Source organism: Paraburkholderia sp. SEWSISQ10-3 4, from assembly GCF_030464785.1.
In the GTDB taxonomy this organism is placed as follows: Bacteria; Pseudomonadota; Gammaproteobacteria; order Burkholderiales; family Burkholderiaceae; genus Paraburkholderia; species Paraburkholderia aspalathi.
This window is the reverse complement of record NZ_JALPRI010000017.1, coordinates 76,446-98,485: the sequence shown is the minus strand read 5'-3', so window position 1 is coordinate 98,485 and position 22,040 is coordinate 76,446. Positions and strand designations below refer to the sequence as shown.

At 61.3% G+C, this 22,040-nt stretch carries 21 protein-coding genes; 6 read left to right on the top strand and 15 right to left on the bottom strand.

Going from position 1 to position 22,040, the window contains the following annotated elements:
- Positions 1-54 precede the first annotated feature (54 nt).
- Positions 55-2,166, top strand: coding sequence for a phosphocholine-specific phospholipase C (locus M0D68_RS26275; RefSeq protein ID WP_211707851.1), 2,112 nt, complete (start codon positions 55-57; stop codon positions 2,164-2,166).
- Between the two features lie 105 nt (positions 2,167-2,271).
- On the opposite strand, the gene M0D68_RS26270 is transcribed toward M0D68_RS26275, so the two are convergent.
- The 8 genes from M0D68_RS26270 to M0D68_RS26235 are packed head-to-tail and all read right to left on the bottom strand — an operon-like array spanning position 2,272 to position 9,246.
- On the bottom strand, positions 2,272-3,561 hold the full coding sequence (locus M0D68_RS26270) for an MSMEG_0569 family flavin-dependent oxidoreductase (RefSeq protein ID WP_093643158.1): 1,290 nt from the start codon (positions 3,559-3,561) through the stop codon (positions 2,272-2,274).
- A 26-nt stretch (positions 3,562-3,587) separates the two neighbouring features.
- Positions 3,588-3,872 carry an MSMEG_0570 family nitrogen starvation response protein gene (locus M0D68_RS26265; RefSeq protein WP_093643161.1) on the bottom strand — a complete coding sequence of 95 codons (285 nt, stop codon included), beginning with the start codon at positions 3,870-3,872 and terminating at the stop codon, positions 3,588-3,590.
- A 17-nt stretch (positions 3,873-3,889) separates the two neighbouring features.
- On the bottom strand, positions 3,890-5,065 hold the full coding sequence (locus tag M0D68_RS26260) for an MSMEG_0565 family glycosyltransferase (protein WP_266225824.1): 1,176 nt from the start codon (positions 5,063-5,065) through the stop codon (positions 3,890-3,892).
- Complete coding sequence (locus M0D68_RS26255) at positions 5,062-6,048, bottom strand: sll0787 family AIR synthase-like protein (RefSeq protein WP_266225822.1); 987 nt, start codon at positions 6,046-6,048, stop codon at positions 5,062-5,064. The genes M0D68_RS26260 and M0D68_RS26255 overlap by 4 nt, the downstream gene beginning before the upstream one ends.
- Positions 6,045-6,644 (bottom strand): MSMEG_0567/Sll0786 family nitrogen starvation N-acetyltransferase, encoded by a 600-nt coding sequence (locus M0D68_RS26250; RefSeq protein WP_200651099.1) that lies wholly within the window; start codon positions 6,642-6,644, stop codon positions 6,045-6,047. Before M0D68_RS26250 ends, M0D68_RS26255 begins: the two co-directional genes overlap by 4 nt.
- Positions 6,645-6,646: 2 nt before the next feature.
- Complete coding sequence (locus M0D68_RS26245) at positions 6,647-7,717, bottom strand: MSMEG_0568 family radical SAM protein (RefSeq protein WP_200618950.1); 1,071 nt, start codon at positions 7,715-7,717, stop codon at positions 6,647-6,649.
- The gene (locus M0D68_RS26240; protein ID WP_266225820.1) at positions 7,710-8,744 is read right to left on the bottom strand and encodes a Nit6803 family nitrilase; all 1,035 of its coding nucleotides are present in this window, start codon (positions 8,742-8,744) and stop codon (positions 7,710-7,712) included. The genes M0D68_RS26245 and M0D68_RS26240 overlap by 8 nt, the downstream gene beginning before the upstream one ends.
- Before the next feature lie 19 nt (positions 8,745-8,763).
- On the bottom strand, positions 8,764-9,246 hold the full coding sequence (locus M0D68_RS26235) for an MSMEG_0572/Sll0783 family nitrogen starvation response protein (RefSeq protein WP_054040483.1): 483 nt from the start codon (positions 9,244-9,246) through the stop codon (positions 8,764-8,766).
- Positions 9,247-9,594: 348 nt separating this feature from the next.
- Here M0D68_RS26235 and M0D68_RS26230 point away from each other — a divergent pair, with 348 nt between their 5' ends.
- From M0D68_RS26230 to M0D68_RS26220, 3 genes are all read left to right on the top strand, one after another.
- Positions 9,595-10,986, top strand: a complete 1,392-nt coding sequence (locus M0D68_RS26230) for a PLP-dependent aminotransferase family protein (RefSeq protein WP_266225819.1) — start codon at positions 9,595-9,597, stop codon at positions 10,984-10,986.
- A 286-nt stretch (positions 10,987-11,272) separates the two neighbouring features.
- Positions 11,273-13,072, top strand: coding sequence for a methyl-accepting chemotaxis protein (locus M0D68_RS26225; protein WP_266225818.1), 1,800 nt, complete (start codon positions 11,273-11,275; stop codon positions 13,070-13,072).
- 21 nt (positions 13,073-13,093) lie between these two features.
- Positions 13,094-14,677: a methyl-accepting chemotaxis protein gene (locus M0D68_RS26220; protein ID WP_211702390.1), complete on the top strand. Its 1,584-nt coding sequence runs from the start codon at positions 13,094-13,096 to the stop codon at positions 14,675-14,677.
- Here M0D68_RS26220 and M0D68_RS26215 read toward each other — a convergent pair whose 3' ends face one another.
- The gene (locus M0D68_RS26215; RefSeq protein WP_266225817.1) at positions 14,678-15,058 is read right to left on the bottom strand and encodes a DUF5594 family protein; all 381 of its coding nucleotides are present in this window, start codon (positions 15,056-15,058) and stop codon (positions 14,678-14,680) included.
- Here M0D68_RS26215 and M0D68_RS26210 point away from each other — a divergent pair.
- Positions 15,009-15,251: a LuxR C-terminal-related transcriptional regulator gene (locus tag M0D68_RS26210; protein ID WP_200618897.1), complete on the top strand. Its 243-nt coding sequence runs from the start codon at positions 15,009-15,011 to the stop codon at positions 15,249-15,251. The two genes, M0D68_RS26215 and M0D68_RS26210, sit on opposite strands and share 50 nt — an antisense overlap.
- Here M0D68_RS26210 and M0D68_RS26205 read toward each other — a convergent pair whose 3' ends face one another.
- The 6 genes from M0D68_RS26205 to M0D68_RS26180 form a co-directional block, all read right to left on the bottom strand.
- On the bottom strand, positions 15,252-16,595 hold the full coding sequence (locus M0D68_RS26205) for a dicarboxylate/amino acid:cation symporter (protein WP_266225816.1): 1,344 nt from the start codon (positions 16,593-16,595) through the stop codon (positions 15,252-15,254).
- Positions 16,596-16,697: 102 nt separating this feature from the next.
- Positions 16,698-17,315, bottom strand: coding sequence for a 3-isopropylmalate dehydratase small subunit (leuD, locus tag M0D68_RS26200; protein WP_093643193.1), 618 nt, complete (start codon positions 17,313-17,315; stop codon positions 16,698-16,700).
- Complete coding sequence (gene leuC / locus M0D68_RS26195) at positions 17,309-18,727, bottom strand: 3-isopropylmalate dehydratase large subunit (protein ID WP_266225815.1); 1,419 nt, start codon at positions 18,725-18,727, stop codon at positions 17,309-17,311. Before leuC ends, leuD begins: the two co-directional genes overlap by 7 nt.
- 17 nt (positions 18,728-18,744) lie before the next feature.
- Positions 18,745-19,623, bottom strand: a complete 879-nt coding sequence (locus M0D68_RS26190; RefSeq protein ID WP_266225814.1) for an alpha/beta fold hydrolase — start codon at positions 19,621-19,623, stop codon at positions 18,745-18,747.
- Between the two features lie 123 nt (positions 19,624-19,746).
- Positions 19,747-20,652 (bottom strand): LysR family transcriptional regulator, encoded by a 906-nt coding sequence (locus M0D68_RS26185; RefSeq protein WP_266225813.1) that lies wholly within the window; start codon positions 20,650-20,652, stop codon positions 19,747-19,749.
- Between the two features lie 120 nt (positions 20,653-20,772).
- Positions 20,773-21,222, bottom strand: coding sequence for a GNAT family N-acetyltransferase (locus M0D68_RS26180; protein WP_200651089.1), 450 nt, complete (start codon positions 21,220-21,222; stop codon positions 20,773-20,775).
- A 127-nt stretch (positions 21,223-21,349) separates the two neighbouring features.
- On the opposite strand from M0D68_RS26180, the gene M0D68_RS26175 reads away from it, so the two are divergent.
- Entirely contained in the window at positions 21,350-22,003 is a 654-nt protein-coding gene (locus M0D68_RS26175) for an XRE family transcriptional regulator (protein WP_200618904.1), read from the top strand.
- The last annotated feature ends 37 nt before the right edge of the window (positions 22,004-22,040 follow it).

The following is a 22,040-nucleotide window of genomic DNA, read 5'->3' as shown; positions in this document are numbered from 1 at the left end:
GTGGCTCACACGCCGCATGGCTCGTTCCTCTTATGAAGATCGAAAGCCAAAACCATGACTTCAAAAAATCGCCGTGATTTTCTGCGCTCCGCCGCGCACGCCGCCGGTTCCGCCACCGCGTTGAGCATGTTGCCGCTGGGCATTCGCAACGCCCTCGCGATTCCCGCCAACAACAAGACCGGCACGATCCGCGACGTCGAGCATATCGTCGTGCTGATGCAGGAAAACCGCTCGTTCGACCACTACTTCGGCACGCTCAAGGGCGTACGCGGTTTCGGCGACACGCGCGCAATCAACCTGCCCAACGGCAAGCCGGTGTGGTACCAGCCGCTTGCCGCGGACGTCGGCTATGTGTTGCCGTTCCGCCCGACGGCACCGAATCTCGGTCTGCAATTCCTGCAGGACCTCGCACACGACTGGACCAGCACGCACGCTGCATGGAACGGTGGCCGCTACGATCAATGGGTGCCGTCCAAGGGCACCACGACGATGGCCTACCTCACGCGCGACGACATTCCGTTTCACTATCAACTCGCCGACGCCTTCACGATCTGCGACGCGTACCACTGCTCGCTGATGGGCCCGACCGACCCGAACCGTTACTACATGTGGAGCGGCTGGGTCGGCAACGACGGCAACGGTGGCGGCCCGGTGATCGACAACTCGGAACTCGGCTACGGCTGGTCCACATATCCGGAAGTGCTGCAGAACGCCGGCATCACCTGGAAGATCTATCAGGACATGGGTACAGGACTCAACGCCAGCGGCTCGTGGGGCTGGACGCAGAATCCGTACATCGGCAACTACGGCGATAACTCGCTGCTCTACTTCAATCAGTACCGCAACGCGCAACCGGGCAACCCGCTGTACGACAATGCCCGTACCGGTACGAACGTGGCGAATGGCGACGGCTACTTCGACATCCTCAAGCGCGACGTGCAGAACAACGCGCTGCCGCAAGTCTCGTGGATCGTCGCGCCGGAAGCGTATTCCGAGCACCCGAACTGGCCGTCGAACTACGGTGCGTGGTATGTCGATCAGGTTCTGCAGATTCTCACGTCGAATCCTGAGGTGTGGAGCAAGACGGTACTGCTGATCAATTACGACGAAAACGACGGCTTCTTCGATCATATGGCGCCGCCGTTCGCGCCGGCATCGAGCGCAAACGGTTTGTCGACCGTCGACACCAGCAATGAAAACTATGCGGGCAGCGGCAACACGCCGGCGGGTCCGTACGGACTCGGACCGCGTGTGCCGATGCTGGTGGTCTCGCCGTGGTCGAAAGGCGGCTACGTGTGCTCGGAACTGTTCGACCATACGTCGGTGATCCGCTTTATCGAAAAGCGCTTCGGCCAGCAGCACAATCTCGGCGAATCGAACATCACACCGTGGCGTCGTGCAGTGTGCGGCGATCTGATGTCGGCGTTCAACTTCAGCACCCCGAACGACGCGTTCCCGACTCTGCCGAGCACGGCCGGCTATGTGCCGCCCGATCAGAATCGTCATCCGGACTATGTACCGCTGCCGCCGCTCGTACAAGCCGTGCCGAAGCAGGAACCCGGCGTGCGCCCGGCGCGCGCGCTGCCGTACGAACTGTTCGTACGCGTGCACGGTGAAGGCGCGGAGAACAAGCTGACGATGCGTTTCGTCAATTCGGGCCGCGCGGGCGCCGTGTTTCTCGTCTATGCAGCCAATGGTCTCGCTGCGCCGCTGACCTACACGGTTGAAGCCGGCAAGCGGTTGCAGGATCAACTGCCGTTGAATATCGACGGCACGTACGATTACACGGTGTACGGCCCGAACGGTTTTCTGCGCCGCTTCGCGGGCAAGCCGGTCGCAAGAAGCTGGTGGCACGGCTCCGACATTGCACGGCCGGAAGTCGCCGAAGGCTACGACGTCGCCAACGGCAATCTGCAATTGCGACTGGAAAATGTGGGCAGCGCGCGCTGCCAGTTCACCATCGTCAATGCCTATGACGCGCACAACGTGGTCAAGCATTCGGTGCGCGGCGGCGATACTGAACAGCTGTACCTCGATCTGCGTAACGCATACGGCTGGTACGACCTTGTGATCACCGTCGACACGGATCCGTCGTTCGCACGACGCTTCGCCGGACACGTGGAAACCGGCCGGAGCAGCATGAGCGATCCGGCACTGGGGAGCTAAGCTTCAGTTCGGTTTCGATTCAGTCCGTACGAAAAGAAGCGGCCGCTGCGATAAAAAGCAGCGGCCGCTTTTTTGTCTTCGCGTCTTGATGTGTAAGCCTTAATCTCAAGCCGCCACAGCCGACCTCACCGACTCACGCTCGCGCATTTTCTCTCGAATCGCCTGTACGACGAACTCCGCGTCGCGCGCGACGCCCGAGAAGCGCCCCGATCCCCATGTATGCAGCCACGGCAAACCGACGAAATACAAACCGTCGATCGGCGTAATGCCACGGGTATGCGCTGGATAACCACGACCATTGAACACCGGCGCGTCGAGCCAGCTAAAGTCGGGAGTAAAACCGATGCACCAGATAATTGCCGAAATGCCGCTAGTGTGGAGATCAAGTGTCGTACGTTCTTCGGCTGGTCTCCAGACGGGTTCGTAGACTTCACCCACCGGTGCGTCGATGCCATGCTTTTCAATGAAACCATCGATGCTCGCGTTGATCCGGTTGTACGTGTCGTCCGCGGCGTCGAGATTGGTCGCGAGCGTCGGTGCGAAATGGAGGTGCCCGTCGCGCAGGTCGTCGAGCCTGCCGTATAGCTCCATGCCTTCAGCGGCGAACTTGCGCAGATCGATGTCGCGGCCGCCGTCGCGGCCGGTCACATAGTGATTGGTGTTGTCGCGCACGCCTTCGCGCAACGGATGTTTTTCGACCGGCATGTCGTAGTACTGCATGTCGGCGAGCCAATCGACTACGTCACGCCCCCGATAAAAGCGCGCACAGCGTGGCGCCTCGCCAACCGCGAGCACCACTTTGCGTCCAGCCAGATGCAAGTCTTCTGCGATCTGCGCGCCGGATTGCCCCGTGCCGACCACCATGACCGCGCCTTCGGGCAAGGTCTCTGGATTCCGATACGCTGACGATTGCAACTGCACGATGCTTGCGGGCAAGCGCTCGGCGAGACGCGGCACGATCGGCGTGTGATAGCCACCCGAGGCGACCACGACCTGATCCGCTGTGAAATCGCCTTGCGTGGTCACGATCGCATAGACGCCGTCGTCGCGCTGCTTCACGCGTTTGACTTCCGCGTGCTCGATCACCGGTGCTTCGACGTGCGCGATGAAACCGTCGAGATAGCCGATGATCTCGTCCTTCTTCATGAACCCGTGCGGATCGTCTCCCAGGTAGGGGTAACCGGGCAACGCACACTGCCAGTTCGGCGTCACGAGACAGAACGCGTCCCAGCGTTGCTGCCGCCACGTATGCGTCACCGTGTTCTTTTCCACAACCAGATGGTCGATGCCGGCCTGCTTGAGGTAATAGCTGACCGACAGGCCTGCCTGCCCGCCACCGATGACGAGCACGCTGTAATGCCCGTCAGCGCGCCCAGGATGGGTTGGATTCGACATGATGCGTCCTCTGCAAAAATAAGCGCCTAGCTGAATTCGATAACCTTGACGGTCGCTTCGGGTCGATCGCGAAAACGCTCGGCTTCGCGTTCGATCTGCGCGAGCTGATCCATCGCCGCCGAGCAGGCAAAGCCGTACTTCTCACGCACGCGCTCCGAAGCGATACCTAACGCCTGCCGTGAACGTTCGACGAAATCGTCCAACGCATAGGCCTCGCCAGGTTTGAAGAAATCACCAATGACGAGCGATGGCGAATAACAATTGGCTTCATCGCCATCGGGCCACTGAATCCGAAAGTGCATGACAGGCATCGCAAATCCTCAATCGATCAATGAATAGCTAACGCGCGCGCTGCCAGCAATTGGCGGTATACGTCGACGTGACGCCGCGCGCTTGCGGCCCAACTAAAGCGTGCGAGTAACCTGGGCACGGCCTGCTCGAAATCAATACGACTACCGCTGCCGCTGAGAGCACGTAGCAACGCCGCCGCTATCGACTCGACATCGGTCGGATTCGCCCAGTAACACGTGGAGTCGTCGAGATACTCGGTGAACGGCGCGATTGCCGAGGCAACCACCGGCGTGCCACTAGCAAGCGCCTCCAGCACCACCAGACCGAAGCCCTCGCGCAACGACACCATCGACAACACGTCTGCGCTGCGAAAGAGTGCGGGCATGGCGGCGTCTTCGAGCGGCCCGGTCACGACCACGCTTTCGCCCGGGCCAATTGACAGCCCCAACTCCGCAGCTCGCTTAATCACGCCACGGGCGTAGACGTCGTGGTCGAGCAGGCTCGCGCCGCCGGCAATCACAAGTTGCGCGCCCGGCAACGTGCGCAGCACCAACGCAAATGCTTCCAGCAGCGCGAGGGTGTTCTTGCGCGCTTCGATACCGCCCACTGAAAGTACGATCGGGCCACTATCAATACCCAAGCGCCGCGTGATCTGCGCGTCGTGCTCGTCTTGGTCAGGCGTGAAGCGCGCGATGTCGACACCGTTCGGCACCGTCAGCGCCGCAATACCGAGTGTCGAACGCATCTCTCGCGTCCATGTATCGCTGACACACAACACTTGCTCCGCATCCTCGTACGCCCGCCGCTGCCATGCAGCAAGACGGGGATCGTCGAAATGATCCAGGTGATGAACGGTGCGCATGAAACCACGAATGAGTCCTTGCGCTCTCAGTTCCGCGAGTGCGTTGCCGCTGATACTGTCCTGCGCGTGCAAGACATCAAACGACCACGCGTCGTGTTCCATCAAGGTCTGCTTGAATGCATGGATACGCGCCTCCACCATGGCAACCGTGCTGGTCTGCGATAGCGTGATCGGCGCATAGACCACGCGGCATGGCGGCAGGCGAAACAGCGTCTCGCCCGGCGCAGCCGGCGCAAACACGGTCACCTCATGACCGGGCGCGGTCAACGCGGTCGCCAGTTCAAGCGTATGCACAACCCCGCCACGCGGATTGACAGAATGCGTCAGCAACGCGATACGCAACGGGTTCATCGCAAACCGTCCTTCGCGATCATGAACGGCTCGCGATTAAAATCCCACAACACCGCCGGCTCATCGTGGTGACGCAAAACCACCTCACACGTCGCATCGACCGAACCGATCACCGCGCAAGCGAGCGAACGCGAATCGAACTGCGCCTGCACTGCGTCCACCTGCTCTTCCCGAACCGATAGCAGATAGCCGAAGCTCGGAAATGCGGTGACCCAACGCTCCAAGGGGACGTCCGCAGGCTTCGGAATACGCTCAAGATCGATCCGTGCACCCACTCTCGAGCACTCGAGCAGCATCAGCGCCGTGCCGAGTGTGCCGGCCATACTGATGTCCTTCGCCGCGTCGCATAAGCCACTTTCCGCTAACTGCGCAAGCAGCTCGAGATCCGCTCTCAAACGTTCAGGCGGCGCACCCACCGACGCATTCCAGAACGGATACGGTTCCTCGAAGTGCCCGCGCAGATCGACGGCCATCATCAAGCGGTCACCAGGCTTCGCATTGAAGCTCGACAAGAGCGCTTTCGCGCGCCCCGCGATCGAGACCGCCAGTTGCGCCGCGTCGCTGCGCGTATTCGTATGACCGCCGACTATCGGTACGCCATAAGCAACAGAAGCCGCCGCCATGCCGGCAAGCACCTCCTCAGCGGCGTCAATGCCCCGACTCCATAGCGCATCGACCACCGCCAGCGGCCGTCCGCCCATCGCGTAGATATCGCTGATGTTGACCATCACGCTGCTGTAGCCGGCGAACCACGGCATAGCGCTCACGAAATCGCTGACCATGCCTTCGATCGCGAACAACAGGTAGCCATCGCCATCGGCAATGGCCGCGCAATCGTCGCCAAGTGCAACAGCCTGAGCGAGGTCCTGCGTGCCGCCAGGCAAACGCCGGGCGAGTGAGCCGATCACGTCGACGATATCTGTCTTGTGCCGAAACCCGCGACTCTCGCGCAGGCTGGCGACGAGATCGCCCACGCTTGTCATGCCGCGCTCCGTGCGGACGCTGCGCTATGCGGTTGAGTATGAGTCACGAAGCCGCTATACGGCGTCACGCACGGCGGATACCAATCGAGTTGCGCCTGCATCAGATGATGCGGCCGGCCCAACAACATTTCCTCTGCAAGCACGTCCCAATGCATCGCGCAAAAGAGCGGCACGTTCTGGCTCTGCACGTGGGCGAGAAAAGTCTCGCAGCCGAGCGCATGGGCGCTGCTCACCGCGAGGCGAATCAGCGTCGCACCGATTTTTCCATGGCGGCGAAACGCAGCATGTACGGCAAGACGTGAACCGAACCACACGTTGCCCTCATCGCGATGAATCCGCACCGTGCCGACCACCTGCTCCGGCATGCCGGCGACACAGCTCACTGCCACCAGTTGCTGCGCGTGCGTGTCGATATCGTCGCGATCATCGCCAACAAAAATGCCCTGCTCGATGCAGAACACCGCGCGCCGCAACTTGTACGCTTCCTCGGCCTCCCAATCCAGCGTCGTCCACTTGATGCGGAATTCGCTCGGCGCATAGGGTGCGAAACCCACGTCGCCTTCCAGTGCCTCGCCTGCGATCGCCTCACCGAACATGATCACTCCTCGTACGACGACAACGACGAACACGCGCCGCATTTTCCGCAGCCGGCTTTGATATCGCTTGAGCGCATCGCGGCCACGTTTAGCATTGCGCCGAGCGGTTGCAGAACGGACTTCATGAATTCAGGCGTGGGTGCGGGATGATCTTCGAGCGGCGTCCCACTGATCGGCACGAACGGCACCACGAACGGATAGACACCAAGCTCGATCAACTCGCGCGACATGGACAGAATGGCCTCCGCGCTATCACCAAGACCGGCGAGTATGTACGTACTCACCTGACCGCGTCCGAACACAGCAACTGCCGCCTTGAACGCTTCCATGTAGCGCGCCAGCGGCACGCTCGCCTTGCCCGGCATGATGCGTTCGCGCAACGCGGGCGTCACCACTTCGAGATGCATGCCGAGCGTATCGATGCCACTCGCTTTCATACGCGCGAACCAACGGTCGTCGTCGGGTGGTTCGCATTGCGCCTGGATCGGCAGATCGACGGCCGCTTTGATAGCGAAGGCGCTTTCGCACAGAATCTGCGCGCCGCGATCGGACGTGGGCGGCGTGCCGGTGGTCAGCACCATATGCTTGACGCCGTCGAGCAATACGGCCGCGCGCGCCACTTCAGCCAATTGCTCCGGCGTCTTGCGCGCAATCGTGCGGCCTGCTGCGAGCGATTGTCCAATCGCGCAGAACTTGCAGCTCTTGCGGCGGCTCTCATAGCGAATGCAGGTCTGCAGCACCGTCGTGGCCAGCACGTCCGCACTATGCAGCGCGGCAATGTGCGAGTAAGGCACGCCGTCGAGCGTCTGCATGCCGTAAAAGCGCGGCGCTTTGGGAAAGCTGATATTGGCAATCGGGATCGTGCCGCGCAGCAAGGCGCTCGAGCCGTTTGCGTCCGGCGTCTGTGCGACGAACGGCGAGTGCCAGGCGGTGCTCGTATGCACCGGCACCATGATCGTCACGCCGTCCACCGTCACCGCCTTGTGGTCCGAAGGTCCCGCGCCGCCGCGCCTGCTCGCGGCGCCCGCATCCGGAGACACGAGCCGCAAACCGGCCGACTGCAATTCAGTCATCAATTGCCGGCTCGCTGCCGACAGTGTCTCGCTGGAGTTCATCACGCCATCCCTCGTTTGAATTAAAACCCGTGCCCGAAGCACTGGACCAGGCCGGCATCGGCGCGACGGTTTCCGCCGGCCGCCGGTTGATCGCAAGACTCAGCAATTCCGGCCGCGCGTAGTGACCGACCGAATCCATCATGCGTTTGCGCTTGGTGATCAAGGCCATGTCAAGATCGGCGATCACCATGCCTTCGCCTTCACGCAGCGGCTGCGCCAGATGCTGTCCTTCCGGCGACACGATCGCGGTGTTGCAGCCGCCACGCAGCGCCTTCTGCAAATTCGTATCGGGTGTGACCGAGGCAATCTGCGCTTCGCTCAGCCAGCCCGTTGCATTGACCACGAAACAGCCCGACTCCAGTGCGTGATGCCGGATCGTCACTTCGATCTGATCGGCGAAGATCGGTCCTACCAGTGAGCCGGGAAACTGGCTGCAATGAATCTCCTCGTGCTGCGTCATCAACGCATAGCGCGCGAGCGGGTTGTAATGCTCCCAGCACGCGAGCGCGCCGACACGCGCCACCGCCGTTTGCGCGACCTTCAGGCCGGCCGCATCGCCCTGCCCCCAGATCATCCGTTCATGAAACGTCGGCGTGATCTTGCGACGTTTGAGCACCAGTTGACCGTCCACGTCGAAGATCAACTGCGTGTTGTAGAGGCTGCCGTGATCGCGCTCATTGACGCCGAGCACCACCACCATCCGATGCAAACGCGCCTGCTCGGCCACCGCTTGCGTCACCGGGCCCGGCACGATCACGGCTTCCTCGTAGAGCTTCATGTGATCGGCGCCGGAAGCAACCGGTGGACGCACGAATGAAAAGTACGGGTAGTACGGCACGAAGGTTTCGGGGAATACGATCAGTTGCACGCCTTCGCGCGCCGCTCTCTCGATGGCCTCGCATACCTTCTCGAGGGTGCCGCCGCTGCGCTCGAAATCCGGTGCGATCTGGACCGCGGCGGCACGCACGATGCGTTGGTCGGACATAGTGGTCACCCGCCTCTCGTCAAACCGTCCACGTGTGGATGATCAGTGCGTTGTCCTTGCGATGAAGCAACTGGATATCGAGCACGTCGAGCGGACTGATCGGGCGGATACCTTCGATCAGCGACGCTTCGCCGTGCCCGTACAAGGCTTGCAGCGCGAAGCGGCAGGCGTACACCTTACCGCCCTCTTCCATGAACTTCATCAGTTGCTTGTTGAAGTTCAGGTGGCCGGGGAACGCTTCGTCGCCGAGCGTTGGAAAGCCGCGTTGCAGACCGAGCGTGACGCCCGGCCCGTAAAGGAGCACCGACGTCTCGAAGCCTTTGCGTTGCAAGCGCGTGGCTTGCAACAGATTGACAAAGCCGATCGACCCCTCGAACGCGACCGTATGAAACGTGACGAGTGCCTTCTCGCCTGGTTCGGCCTTCACGTCTTCGAAGACTTTCTCTTCGTAGTCGACAAGGTAATCGCCTTTCTGATGCAGCGGTTTATTGACGGCTGGCATGACACTCTCCGATCAGGGTTGCTAAGTAAAAGATGGCGCGCTCAATCCGTGCGCGCTTCTCTCAATGCAACGGCCGTGCCATTGATCGGTCATGCCAATGCGATCAATCAGCAATCAATTCCGCCTCAATTCGACATGCGACTCGAAAAATTTTTAGGCGTGAAGCTTGCATATAGCCGGGACGTCGCGGGCAGGAGCCCTCGACCCCGCGATATCGCACCAGCCAAGTGCGATTTGCCTGCCGGGACGAGTCAGCGTGGTGCACTCATTCACCACAGACGATCAATCCGATCATTGATCGCATCCGGATGCGATCAATGATCTCCACCCCCCAGCCGAAGGCTACAAATGAGCAGCCCGACACATCACTGGATCAAACGCCTCGCCGACACCCGCAAGCCGGCCTACCTCGCGATTCCCGATCTGATCGAAGAAGATCTGGCCACCGGCCGCCTGCGTCCACGCGACCGCTTGCCGGGGCTGCGCGATCTGGCCGAGGAACTCGCGCTGAACTACACGACCGTGGCGCGCGCGTATGCGGAAGCGCGCAAGCGCGGCCTGCTGGATTCGCGCGCGGGCAGCGGCACCTTCGTGCGTGGTCGAACCGCCACCTTGCCGCTCGCCGGCGGCAGCAGCATCGAGATGTCGATGAATACGCCACCCGAGCCGCCCGATTTCGCGGCCCGTTTGCGCGATTCGGCAGCGCGCCTGATGAGCGGCAGCGATCCGTATCAGTTGCTGCGCTATCAGGACTTCGGCGGCTCGGCTGCCGACAAGGATGCGGGCGCAGAATGGCTGAAGCGGCGCGTGCCGCATTGCGACGCGCAGAACGTACTGGTGTGCCCCGGCATTCATAGCGCGCTGGTGGCGCTCGTCTCGCAGTTGGCGCGGCCCGGCGGCACGATCTGTCTCGACACGCTGGCTTACCCCGGCATCAAGGCCATTGCCGCCCAACTCGGCGTGCGTCTGCAGGCCCTGCCGCGCGACGACGAAGGCCCACTCGCACACGCCTTCGAAGCGCTCTGCAAGACCGACAAGCCGAGCGCGCTCTATTGCAATCCGACGCTGCAGAATCCGAGCACACTCACGCTCACGCACAAACGGCGCGAGGCGCTCGCCGACGTCGCGTTGCGCTACAGCGTTCCGATCATCGAAGACGATGCGTATGCGATGCTGCCGCAGAGTGCGCCCGATGCACTCGCGAGCTTCGCTCCCGAACTGACCTACTACGTAACGGGTTTATCGAAGAGTCTCGGCGCCGGTCTGCGAGTGGCGCATCTGCACGCACCGACTGCCAGGCAAACGCAGCGTCTCGCCGGCGCATTGCGCGCGACAACGGTGATGGCGAGTCCGTTCACCGTCACGCTCGCAACACAATGGATCGTCGACGGCACCGCGCTCGATATGCTCAACGCGATCCGCAACGAATCGCGCGCACGCCAGGCGATTGCATCGCGCATGCTCGAAGCGTGGCCTTACGAAGCGCACGCGGATGGCTTTCATTTGTGGTTGCCGGTGCCAGCCGAAAGCGGCTGGAGTGCTTCCGAACTCGCATTGCAACTGCGCAACCAGGGCATCGCTGCCGTTGCAGGAGCGGCGTTTTCCACTGACGGCAATCCGCCGAACGCAATGCGTGTGTGCCTCGGTGGTTCAAAGACGCGCGACGAATGCGAAGAGGCACTGCGCATCGTGGGCGAGACACTCGACCATCCGCATCATCTGCATTCTCCGGTGATGTGAAACCATCTGTGCGCATCGGTATATAGCGTCATCTCCGGCGTTATCGTCATACGAATACAGCGCCTGCAACTCACTGCCAGGGCGCTGTTTCGGCATCCATTGAAAACCCCGCAGCGCGCGAAAAAGTGTGTAGCATCGCGCCGCGCCGCCACGAGCGGCGTTGCCGGCCGCCGTCAGAAACTGAAAGCATTACCTGCTCAAGTCCCCACTGCCGGCGCCGTATACCGCGTATGAGGCCCCCGCCTCACCGACTACGGTTCACTGCTTACTCCGAAAGACTCCCAACATGTTCTCCTCCATTCGCGCGCGCATCGTCGCCCTGTGCGTCGCCATCGTTGTGGTCGCGCTCGCTGCTAACGCGGTTCTCAACTATGTCGTCGCCAACTCATACAACGCCGATGCGATCGAAAGCAGTTTGAACGCTGTCGAAAGCGGTCATGCAGACGGTATCGAAGATTGGATCGCCTCCAATAGTCAGATGATCAACTCGCTGCAGGACGCAGTGCTGCAACCCGATCCATCCGCCGCGTTGAAGCAGATCGCCGCAGCCGGCAAGTTCACCAACGTGTACGTCGGCTACGCGGACAAGACCGCGAAGTTTTCGGACCCGACCGGCATTCCGCCCGACTACGATCCGACCGGCCGTCCCTGGTACAAGCAGGCCACCGCAGCGGGCAAGCCGGTAGTAACGCCGCCCTATGTGGACGTGGGCACGGGCAAGCTGGTGGTCGCATTCGCCGCGCCCGTGGTGCGCGACGGCGTGGTGAAAGGCGTGGTGTCCGGAGACGTCGCGATGGACAGCGTGATTGCCAACGTCAAAGCGATTCATCCGACGCCCGCGAGCTTCGGCATGTTGATCGACGCGAGCGGCCATATCGTCGCGCATCCGGATGCCAAGCTGACCTTGAAGCCGGTATCGGACCTCGCCCCCGCACTGACTAGCGACAAGGTGACTGCGCTTTTCAGCGCCGAGCACCCTGTCGAAGTCGACGTGAACGGCAGCACGAAGCTGCTGCGCGCCGAGGCCATTCCCGGCACCGACTGGTACGCGGTCGTCGCACTCGACAAATCGGAAGCGACGGCGGGCATGCGATCGCTGTTGACTGCTTCGGTGATTGCCTTAATCGTGATCGCCGCGATCGCCGCCGCCATCGTGGCCGCGGTCACCGCTGTATCGTTCCAGCGCCTGTCGAAAGTACGCGATGCGATGGACGCGATCGGCTCGGGCGAAGGCGATCTGACACAACGTCTGCCAGCGGTCGGCAACGACGAAGTCGCGCAGATCGCGCGCTCGTTCAACACCTTCATCGACAAACTCAGCCACGTGATGCGCCAGATTCGCGATGCCAGCGAATCGGTGCGCGTGGCCGCCAATGAAATCGCCGCCGGCAACGTCGATCTGTCGGGCCGCACCGAATCAGCGGCAGCCAGCCTGCAACAGACGGCGGCGTCGATGGAAGAAATCACCTCGACGGTTACGCAATCGGCGAGCGCCGCGAAGCAGGCCGACAATACGGCCGTGTCCGCGTCGCAGGTCGCCTCGCGCGGCGGCGTAGTGATCTCCGAAGTGATTACGACGATGGGCGAGATCGAACATGCGTCGGTGAAGATCTCGGACATCATCGGCGTAATCGACGGCATCGCATTCCAGACCAACATTCTCGCGTTGAACGCAGCGGTGGAGGCCGCACGCGCCGGCGAACAGGGCCGCGGTTTCGCGGTGGTCGCCGGCGAAGTGCGCAGCCTCGCGCAACGCAGTGCGCAGGCCGCGAAGGAGATCAAGGGGCTGATCGAAGCAACCGTGGCGAGCGTGACCTCCGGGTCGGGCCAGGTGCGCCAGGCCGGCGAGACGATGACAGAGATCGTCAGCAACGTCGCCAACGTGACCACCATCATTTCCGAAATCACCCAGGCGGCCAACGAGCAAACGCGCGGCATTCAGGAAGTAAACCGCGCAGTCAGCCAACTCGATGAAATGGTTCAGCAGAACGCCGCGCTGGTGGAGGAATCCACAGCGGCCGCTGCCGCCTTGCAAAGCCAGGCCGTGAGTCTTGCCGGTGCCGTGACGCAATTCAAGCTGGACTAAGATCCACCAAAGGAAATCGCAGTGACGTTCTATAGAAATCTGAAGATCGCCGTCAAGTTGGCGCTGCTCGGCGCGGTGCTGCTCGCCGCGACCATGGTGGTGGGCCTGGAAGGATGGCATGCGCTGTCAAATACCCATGCACTCCAAATCCAGTCCGCGCAAACGCTCAGCCAATACGCGCAAGCCGCCGACACGGCGCGCGTCGCACAGGTCGAATTCAAGAAACAGGTGCAGGAATGGAAAGACCTGTTGCTGCGCGGCGCGGATCCGGCTGCGTTCGCCAAGTACCGTGACGCCTTCAGCAAGGAAAGCGGCACGACACACGCCGCGCTGTTGCGTCTGAAGGATCAACTGAGTGCATTGGGTGCCAACGTTGACGGCGTCGACAAGGCGCTCGCCACGCACGCCTCGTTGCAGGACAGTTACCTCGACGCGCTCAAGCACTACGACGCGGCCGATCCGAATACGGCGCACATCGTCGACGGACTGGTCAAAGGCATCGACCGCGCGCCGACCGCCGCTATCGACGACATCGTCGCCCTGGTGATGCAGCAGGCGCAAGACTCCAGCGTGCGCACGGGCGATGCCGCGGAACATGCGTACACGCTCGCCTGCGTGCTGCTGTTGTCGGTCGTGATCTGCTCGCTCGGCGTGGGCACCTTCGCGGTCTGGTTCCTGAGCCGTAGCATCACGGTGCCGGTCAGGCAAGCGGTAGGCGTCGCGCAAGCGGTTGCGGCAGGCGATCTGCGTGCCGATGTCGCCGTGGTGAGTCGAGACGAAACCGGTCAGCTGCTAATCGCGCTCAACGAAATGAATCAACGCCTGCGGCACATCGTCAGCGAGATTCGTGAAGGCGCACACACGATATCCTCGGCGACGCAGGAGATCGCCGCGGGTAACCTCGACCTGTCGGCGCGCACGGAGCAGCAGGCCGCCTCGCTCGAGGAAACCGCCGCGTCGATGCAGCATTTCACCGACTCGGTTCAGCGCAACGCCAGCAACGCACGCGAGGCCACCACGCTCGCTCAAACCGCAGCGCAAGCGGCACGCGACGGCGGTGTGGTGATGACCGATGCCGTGCGCACCATGGGCCAGATCGATGCGGCGTCCAAGCGCATCGTCGATATCATCGCGGTGGTTGAAGCGATCGCTGCGCAGACCAATATTCTGGCGCTTAACGCGGCGGTTGAAGCGGCGCGGGCCGGCACGCAGGGACGCGGTTTCGCGGTGGTCGCGAGTGAAGTGCGCAGTCTCGCTCAACGCTCGGCCGATGCCGCGCGTGAGATCAAGGCGCTGATTCGTGAGTCGGTTGCTACGATCGACGCCGGCACGCAGTTGATCAATCACGCAAGCAATACGATGGACGGCGTGGTGCAAAGCGCGGGCAGCGTGACGCGCATCGTCGAGGCGATCGCGACGGCCAGCGTCGATCAGGCGGCGGGTATTGCGGAGGTGAACGATGCGGTCACGCAGATGGATCAGGTGACGCAGAGTAATGCGGCTTTGGTGGAGCAGGCGGCTGCGGCGGCCGATGCGGTGCAGAGTAAGGCTTCAGGGCTGGTGCAAAGTGTGAGTTTCTTTCGGATTGGTGCTGTAGCTTCTTAATCAAGACTCAAAGTCGAGGCCGCCGAGTAAGACCGTTGGCTCGGCCTGGGTGTGCGAGACGAAATCCAGTTCGCGGACGTGGCGCCAGGCTTCGAGCTTACGGGGTAAAGCGGCCAGGTAGCCGGCGAAGCGGGCTGGGCCTTCTGGGCCCATCAGGCGTTCTATCTCGTCGCTGTCCCAGGTTAGGTATAGGTTCAACGGGTGTGCGTAATGGCGGAGGTCTTCGATCGGGGTCGCGTGGATTCGCACTCGGGTGGGGTGGCCGTGGCCGCCGTAGGGGAGGACTTCCGTGTGCACGGTTGTCGCAAAACAGGCGGCGATTGCTTCCGCGATGCGAGGGGCGAATTGTTCGTCGAAACGGGTTGCACTCTCTGGACGCATCTATGTCTCCGATGTTCTGTGCGATGAACGGAGCATCGTAGCATGTGAGACGGCCGCGATCGCCGAGGCGATGGGTGTCAAAGAATCGACCGTTGAAACTTACGCCAAGCGCGCTTTCGCGAAGCTTGGCGTGAATTCGCGCCGCGGGTTGTTGTCGCTGGTGCATGGGCAAGAGGCGACCAAGGCGGCGTAATCAGATCGGGCGCTGCGTTTCACGTTCGGGCAAGCGACCCACCACGGCCTCGCCCTCCTCCGCGGCAACCGTGCCGGACGTGACAACCGGTCTCGCCAACGCCGCCTTCAGCTTGTCGCGATCCAGTTCCTTCTCCCATGCCGCAATCACGATCGACGCCACGCCGTTGCCCATCGTATTGGTTAGCGCGCGGCACTCGGACATGAAACGGTCGATGCCGAGAATCAGCACCATCGCCGTCACCGGCACGGTCGGTACGACCGAAAGACTCGCCGCCAACGTGATAAAGCCTGCCCCTGTAACACCGGTTGAACCCTTCGAGGTCAGCATCGTCACCGCCAGCAACGTGATCTCCTGGGCAATCGTCAAATGGGTATTGGTGGCCTGGGCGAGAAAAAGCACCGCGAGCGTCATGTAGATATTGGTGCCGTCGAGATTGAACGAGTAACCCGTCGGCACAACCAGCCCGACAATCCCGCGCGAGCACCCGAGCCGTTCGAGCTTCTCCATCAACTGCGGCAACGCTGCTTCCGATGTCGACGTGCCGAGCACGATCAGCAGTTCGTCCTTGATGTACACGACGAAGCGCCACAAGCTGAAACCGCATGCCCGCGCAATCAGGCCGAGCCCGCACGAGACGAACAGGAATGCGGTCAGATAGAACGTGCCGATCAGTTTCATCATCGGCAGCAAGGAGACGATGCCATATTTGCCGATCGTGAACGCGATGGCGCCGAACGCGCCGATTGGTGCGAGGCTCGTAATCATGCGCACAATACGGAAGAAAGTTTTCGACAGCAGTTCGATCAAACCGATAACGGGTTTCGCGGGTTCGCCCGTCACCGCGAGCGCGGTGCCGAACAACATGGCGATCAGCAGCACCGGCAGAATATCGCCCTGGGTGAACGCGCCGACGAATGTCTCCGGAATGATATGCATGAAGAAACCCGCGAGCCCTTCGCCGTGCGCGGCTTGTGCGGCGTAACTGGATATCGCGCTCGCATCGAGGGTAGCGGGATCGACGTTAAAGCCCACACCGGGTTTCAAAACGTGCGCGGCCAGCAAACCGATGGCGAGCGCGAGTGTCGACACCACTTCGAAATACAGCAGCGCTTTGCCACCCACGCGGCCGACCTTGCGCATGTCGTGCATGCTGGCGATGCCGGTCACGACCGTGCAGAAGATCACCGGGCTGATGATCATGCGCACGAGTTTGATGAAGGCGTCGCCGAGCGGTTTCATCGCCACCGCATTCGCCGGCAAGAAGTGGCCGACGATCACACCGATAACGATCGCAACGATCACCTGCACGTACAGCACCTTATAAGGCGGTTTGCGCTTCATGTCTCCTCCGTTTTTTAAAGGCAAAGCGCGTCCCTTCCCTTCTGCCGGGGAATCGGTCACACGCGTTTCGGTTGAATGGCGGCGCAAGGGCCGCCAGGGGATTTACAGCACGGCGGCCCAAGGATGCCGTTTGAAATGGATCCGCTCGAACGCTTCAATAGCGGGGAGTGAAGCGAGCGTGAGATCGATGATGTCCATGCCTTCAATCACCATCTGTTTGTGACGCGCGCCGAGCGGGAACGTGAACACGCGGCCACTGGCGGCCGTCACCGTTTGCTGCTCGATGTCGATATGCATTCGTGCAGCCGGATGTGTCACTGCGTCCTGCATTAGAACATCGACTGCTTCGCGATCCAGTTGCACCAGCAACAAGCGGTTATTCATCGCGTTCGAATAGAAGATCTCCGCGAAACTCGGCGCGATCACGGCTTCGAAACCGAATTGCTGAAGCCCCCACACAGCATGCTCACGACTCGAGCCGCAGCCGAAATTCGAGCCGCCGATCAGGATGCGTGCGCCGCGATACGCCGTCTGATTCAACACGCAATCCGGGCGCGGCTCGCCTGCTGCGTCGAAACGCAGGTCATACAGCAAGCCCTCCCTCAACCCGGCCTTGTCAATGATGCGAAGAAACTGCTTCGGCATGATCTGATCGGTGTCGAGGTTTTCGATCGGCAATGGCGTGGCATTCCCGTCGATTTCGGTGAGTCTCGTTAGCATGATTGCGTCTCCAGGGTGCGGACGTCGGTGATGCGCCCGGTTAGCGCGGCGGCTGCGGCCATCGCGGGACTCATCAGATGGGTGCGGCCGCCGCGTCCCTGACGTCCTTCGAAGTTGCGGTTGGTCGTGGATGCGCAGCGTTCGCCTACCGCGAGAAAATCGTCGTTCATCGCGAGACACATCGAACAGCCCGGCTCTCGCCATTCGAAGCCGGCATCGCGCAGCAGGGTCGCTATGCCCTCGGCTTCGGCCTGGCGGCGCACGCTGCCCGAGCCCGGTACGACCATCGCGCGCACCCCTTGCGCGACGTGGCGCCCTCGCACAATCGCAGCGACCACGCGCAGATCTTCGATACGTCCATTGGTGCACGAACCGATGAACACGCGATCGATCGGCGTGCCTGCAATCGGTTGGTCTGCATCGAGCCCGATATAGTCGAGCGCGCGCCGCAGTGCGGCAGCGGCCTCAGGCGTCTTTTGCGCGGCCGCACTGGGAATGCGCTGATCGACCGCAATCGCCTGATCGGGGCTCGTGCCCCACGTGACGAACGGCGCGATATCGTGTGCGTCGAAATGGTGTTCCGTATCGAAACTCGCGCCGACATCCGATTTCAGTTCGCGCCAGTCGTTCATGGCAGCAGCCCACTGGGCATCGTCCAGTGATGTTGCGTGCGCGCGGACATAGTCGAACGTGGTCGCATCGGGTGCGATCAACGCCGCTCGCGCGCCGGCTTCGACAGTCATGTTGCATAAGGTCATGCGCGCTTCCGCAGACAGCGAGGCGGTCGTAGACCCTGCGAACTCCACCGCGTAACCGCGCGCACCCTGTGCGCCAATGCGGCTGATGATCCACAAAATCACATCCTTCGACGACGTGCCGTAAGGCAACGTCCCGTCGATCGTGATACGCATGGTTTGCGCAACGCGATAGACCAGCGTTTGCGTGGCAAGCACGTGCTCGACCTCCGAGGTGCCGATGCCGAAGCCCAACGCGCCGAGCGCGCCGTACGTAGTCGTGTGACTATCGCCGCATAGCACGACCATGCCTGGGCGAATCAAACCGCGTTCTGGCGCGACGATATGTTCGATGCCTTGCAGGGGATCGTTCGCCGCATGCAGTTCGATACCGGCCTGATCGCAGTTGCGTGCGAGGTTGTTCGCCTGCAACAGCGAAGCGGCATCGCGAATCACGCGCGGCGATTCCGCATGCGTGGGAATGATGTGGCTGACCACCGCCAACTGCTGCCGCGGACGACGCACGGGCCGCACTTTCGCAGCGAGCGCGCTGAACGCCTGCGGGCTAGTGTATTCGTTCATCAGATGCAGATCGACATACAGCAGCACGTTTTGCACATCGATACGCGTGACGACGTGCGAATCGACGAGCTTCTGGTAAAGGGTTCGTTTTGACATGATGGGTCGACCAGCGACTAGGACTGCAAGAACGGCAGGACGCGTTCGAGCAACAACTCGGGCGCTTCCTCGGGAATGTAGTGGCCGCACGGCAAGGCCTCGCCGCTCACGTGCGCCGACCACTGACGCCATTCGGCAAGCGGCTCGAAACATTGCTCGATGACACCCTGTGCGCCCCACAACGCCAGAAAATCGCACTCGATCTTCTGTCCTTCCGCGAGCGACGCACGGTCGTGATCGAGGTCGATCGTGATGCTCGCGCGGTAATCTTCACAGATGCCGTGCGCGGCGGCTGGGTCCGACAGACAGCGCAAATACTCGGCGTAGGCGGCATCGGTGAACGGCGTCAGCCCGGCGCTGCGTGCACCTATGGTCTGCTTCAGATAGAGATCGGGATCGGCGCGAATCAGCGTTTCGGGAAACGGCGCGGGACGCACGAGAAAAAACCAGTGCCAGTAAGCGCGCGCAAACGCGAACGACGTTTGCTCATACATCGCGAGTGTCGGTGCGACGTCCAGCGTGACCAGCTTCGTCACGGCTTGCGGATGATCGAGCGCCATGCGCGCAGCAACGCGTCCACCCCGGTCGTGACCGACCACGGCAAATTGTGTGAAGCCATGGGCGCGCATCAACGACACCTGATCTGCGGCCATGCGGCGTTTCGAATAGTTGCTATGGTCGGGCTCGCCTTGCGGTTTGCCGCTGTCGCCGTAGCCGCGCAGGTCCGCGGCAATGACCGTGAAGTGTTGGGCCAGCGTGGGCGCAACCTTATGCCAGATCGCGTGGGTCTGCGGATGGCCGTGCAGCAGCAGTAAGGCCGGGCCGTTGCCGCCGCGGATTGCGTGGATCTGGGTGCCGTCGACGTGGATCGACGCGTCGGTGAAACCTGTAAACATCGTTGCCTCCCGTATCTGAAAGCAGTCTAGTTGAAGCCTGCGGCGACGGGGTTTCCAGTGAGGCAATCCGAAATTAACTTTCAGGAACGAATCGACGGGCGGCTTTCGCCTTGCGACGCGGAGTCAGGGTCGCCAGGGCGGCCGTGGACGAAACTCCCGTTGCAGATGTTGCAGAAAGGTCTTGATTCGTGCCGGCATGCCCGTCCTTTGGTGAACAAGCGCGATGACGTCAGCATCCGGTAACTTCCAGCCTGGCAGCAGCCGGATCAGCGAGCCATTTTGTAGTTCCTCCGCTACGTCCCATTCCGACCGAAGCATCACCCCTCGCCCTTCGCGAGCCCACTGGTGAATCACATCGCCGTCGTTCGAACTCAGGCCAGAGGAAACACGAACGCCCCGTGAAGTACGCCCCTTCGAAAAATGCCACAACGTCACGTCCTCGTTGTTTTGACGAAGGGCGATGCAGGGAACGTTCGCGAGGTCTTCGGGGTTGACGGGGGAACCGTATCTTTTCAGAAAAGCGGGGGACGCGCAGACGTAGCGAGCGTTCGGCGCAATCACGTACCTGACAAGGTTCGAAGGGCCCAACTCGCCGATATGAACGACGATGTCATAGCGGTCGTATTCTTCAATGAGCGGGCGGTCGGACAATGTCAAGGAGACGTCCACATCCGGGTGAGCGTCCTTGAACGCAGATGCGATGCGGGCGACGTATCGACGCCCGAAACCAAGTGGCGCGTTGACTTTCAAGCTACCGACCAATTGCCCTCTTCGTCTACCCAACTCTGCGAGCAACGAATCAAAGTCACGAAGAAGCTCTGCGCCTTTGGAACAGAGCAGTTCGCCCTCTTCCGTGAAGCGCAATTGTCTCGTCGAGCGGTTCAGCAAATGGACGTCAAGCTTCGTCTCGATCTGCTGCAATCTCTTCGTGACCGCCGACGGCGTGACGCCCAACTTGCGAGCTGCGCCCGCAAGGCTGCCAGCTTCGCGAATGCTGAGCAGGAATCTTATGTCGACGGCATCATTCATGAAGAAACGAGCTTACTGCTTCTCGGTTTTATGAGGCGGGGTGGTAGTCAACACGGAGCGTATCGCGGCCGTCTTGTGAGATGCATTGTAGCAGCGGCGAAATGCGCCTCACGGACATCATCACAAGTCCAGACGCAACCGTGGCCCAACCTCTACAAAACCCGCGGACAGATAGAACGCAAGCGTCCGGGCCCACCGTGGCTGATCAGGCGCGCCGACGTCGAGTCGCTTCCATCCTCGTTCCTTGCCGAACTTCGTAGCCTCGCGGACCAGCGCTGCAGCTACTCCACCCGACCGGTATTCCGGCCGAACGTATAGCTCCGTGATCTGTCCGAAAGCTCCTCCCGCATATATCGCCACGCCTTCTGTCATGAGAATTACGCCTACCGGACTCTCGCCTTCGAGCGCCACATATCCGAAGCACCGACTCGTTTGGCTCAGAACAGCTTCGGCGATAGACACTCGGTCCGCAGGTTCAAGTTCGCCATTGAGAAGCTCCGTCAGAAGCTCATCCACAAGGTGCGCAACGAAATATGCATCGGTCGGTGCAACAGGACGGATATGCGTCATGGTGATCCCCCTTTACTATCTCGCGCGGTGCGGTCAAAAAGCTGTTGGCCTGACACTCATCCACGGCAATGCCTCATATAATGGCAACACGTAGTCATCTTTGAACTGTTCCTTCACTGAAGGCGCCATGCCAAAATCTCAGAACCAGCCGCCCGCTGGAGAATCTCCGGACATTGAGGTAGCAGAGAAGCAGATCGACCCAGCAGTAGAAAAAGTGTCCCGTGCTTTGTCTGCGCAGATTCATGCCTTTCGAACGTCAGCAGGAATCGCTTCAGGCACGCTCGCGAAAATGGCCGGCATTTCGCATTCGATGCTCTCGAGAATCGAAAAAGGAACGGCGACGCCATCGATAGAAACGCTCACGCGGCTTGCGAATGCTTTGGGCAAACCGGTGTCGCGTTTTTTCGTCGACCAGAGCGAACGCCACGACTGCTCGTTCGTACCCGCTGGACAAGGCGTGACTGTCGACCGCGAAGGTTCGTCGTACGGCCACATCTATCGGCTCGTTGGCCACGTATTGTCAGGCAACCTTTCCGTGGAACCGTATGTCGTTACGCTCGACGAAAAGTCCCAACCCTGGTCAACCCACCAGACAACTGGAATCCAGTTCCTTCACGTGCTTGAAGGCAAGATGAAATACCGGTACGCCAATCGGCTCTACGATCTGAAACCCGGTGATAGTTTGCTGTTCGACCCGAATGCGGCGCATGGTCCGGAAGACATCGAGAGCGTGCCGGTCAAATTTCTCGCCGTATTCTTCAACATCCGGGAATACAGCTAGAAAATTGAGGCCACCGCTCCTGCACTGGCCTCTCGCA

Coding starts and splice junctions, on each gene's coding strand:
- M0D68_RS26185 (WP_266225813.1), bottom strand. CDS start 20,652: ATGAATGATGCCGTCGACATAAGATTCCTGCTCAGCATTCGCGAAGCT.
- M0D68_RS26255 (WP_266225822.1), bottom strand. CDS start 6,048: ATGACAAGCGTGGGCGATCTCGTCGCCAGCCTGCGCGAGAGTCGCGGG.
- M0D68_RS26245 (WP_200618950.1), bottom strand. CDS start 7,717: ATGACTGAATTGCAGTCGGCCGGTTTGCGGCTCGTGTCTCCGGATGCG.
- M0D68_RS26275 (WP_211707851.1), top strand. CDS start 55: ATGACTTCAAAAAATCGCCGTGATTTTCTGCGCTCCGCCGCGCACGCC.
- M0D68_RS26270 (WP_093643158.1), bottom strand. CDS start 3,561: ATGTCGAATCCAACCCATCCTGGGCGCGCTGACGGGCATTACAGCGTG.
- M0D68_RS26225 (WP_266225818.1), top strand. CDS start 11,273: ATGTTCTCCTCCATTCGCGCGCGCATCGTCGCCCTGTGCGTCGCCATC.
- leuD (WP_093643193.1), bottom strand. CDS start 17,315: ATGCTAACGAGACTCACCGAAATCGACGGGAATGCCACGCCATTGCCG.
- M0D68_RS26240 (WP_266225820.1), bottom strand. CDS start 8,744: ATGTCCGACCAACGCATCGTGCGTGCCGCCGCGGTCCAGATCGCACCG.
- M0D68_RS26175 (WP_200618904.1), top strand. CDS start 21,350: ATGCCAAAATCTCAGAACCAGCCGCCCGCTGGAGAATCTCCGGACATT.
- M0D68_RS26180 (WP_200651089.1), bottom strand. CDS start 21,222: ATGACGCATATCCGTCCTGTTGCACCGACCGATGCATATTTCGTTGCG.
- leuC (WP_266225815.1), bottom strand. CDS start 18,727: ATGTCAAAACGAACCCTTTACCAGAAGCTCGTCGATTCGCACGTCGTC.
- M0D68_RS26235 (WP_054040483.1), bottom strand. CDS start 9,246: ATGCCAGCCGTCAATAAACCGCTGCATCAGAAAGGCGATTACCTTGTC.
- M0D68_RS26205 (WP_266225816.1), bottom strand. CDS start 16,595: ATGAAGCGCAAACCGCCTTATAAGGTGCTGTACGTGCAGGTGATCGTT.
- M0D68_RS26265 (WP_093643161.1), bottom strand. CDS start 3,872: ATGCCTGTCATGCACTTTCGGATTCAGTGGCCCGATGGCGATGAAGCC.
- M0D68_RS26260 (WP_266225824.1), bottom strand. CDS start 5,065: ATGAACCCGTTGCGTATCGCGTTGCTGACGCATTCTGTCAATCCGCGT.
- M0D68_RS26190 (WP_266225814.1), bottom strand. CDS start 19,623: ATGTTTACAGGTTTCACCGACGCGTCGATCCACGTCGACGGCACCCAG.
- M0D68_RS26215 (WP_266225817.1), bottom strand. CDS start 15,058: ATGCGTCCAGAGAGTGCAACCCGTTTCGACGAACAATTCGCCCCTCGC.
- M0D68_RS26250 (WP_200651099.1), bottom strand. CDS start 6,644: ATGTTCGGTGAGGCGATCGCAGGCGAGGCACTGGAAGGCGACGTGGGT.
- M0D68_RS26210 (WP_200618897.1), top strand. CDS start 15,009: ATGCGAGGGGCGAATTGTTCGTCGAAACGGGTTGCACTCTCTGGACGC.
- M0D68_RS26230 (WP_266225819.1), top strand. CDS start 9,595: ATGAGCAGCCCGACACATCACTGGATCAAACGCCTCGCCGACACCCGC.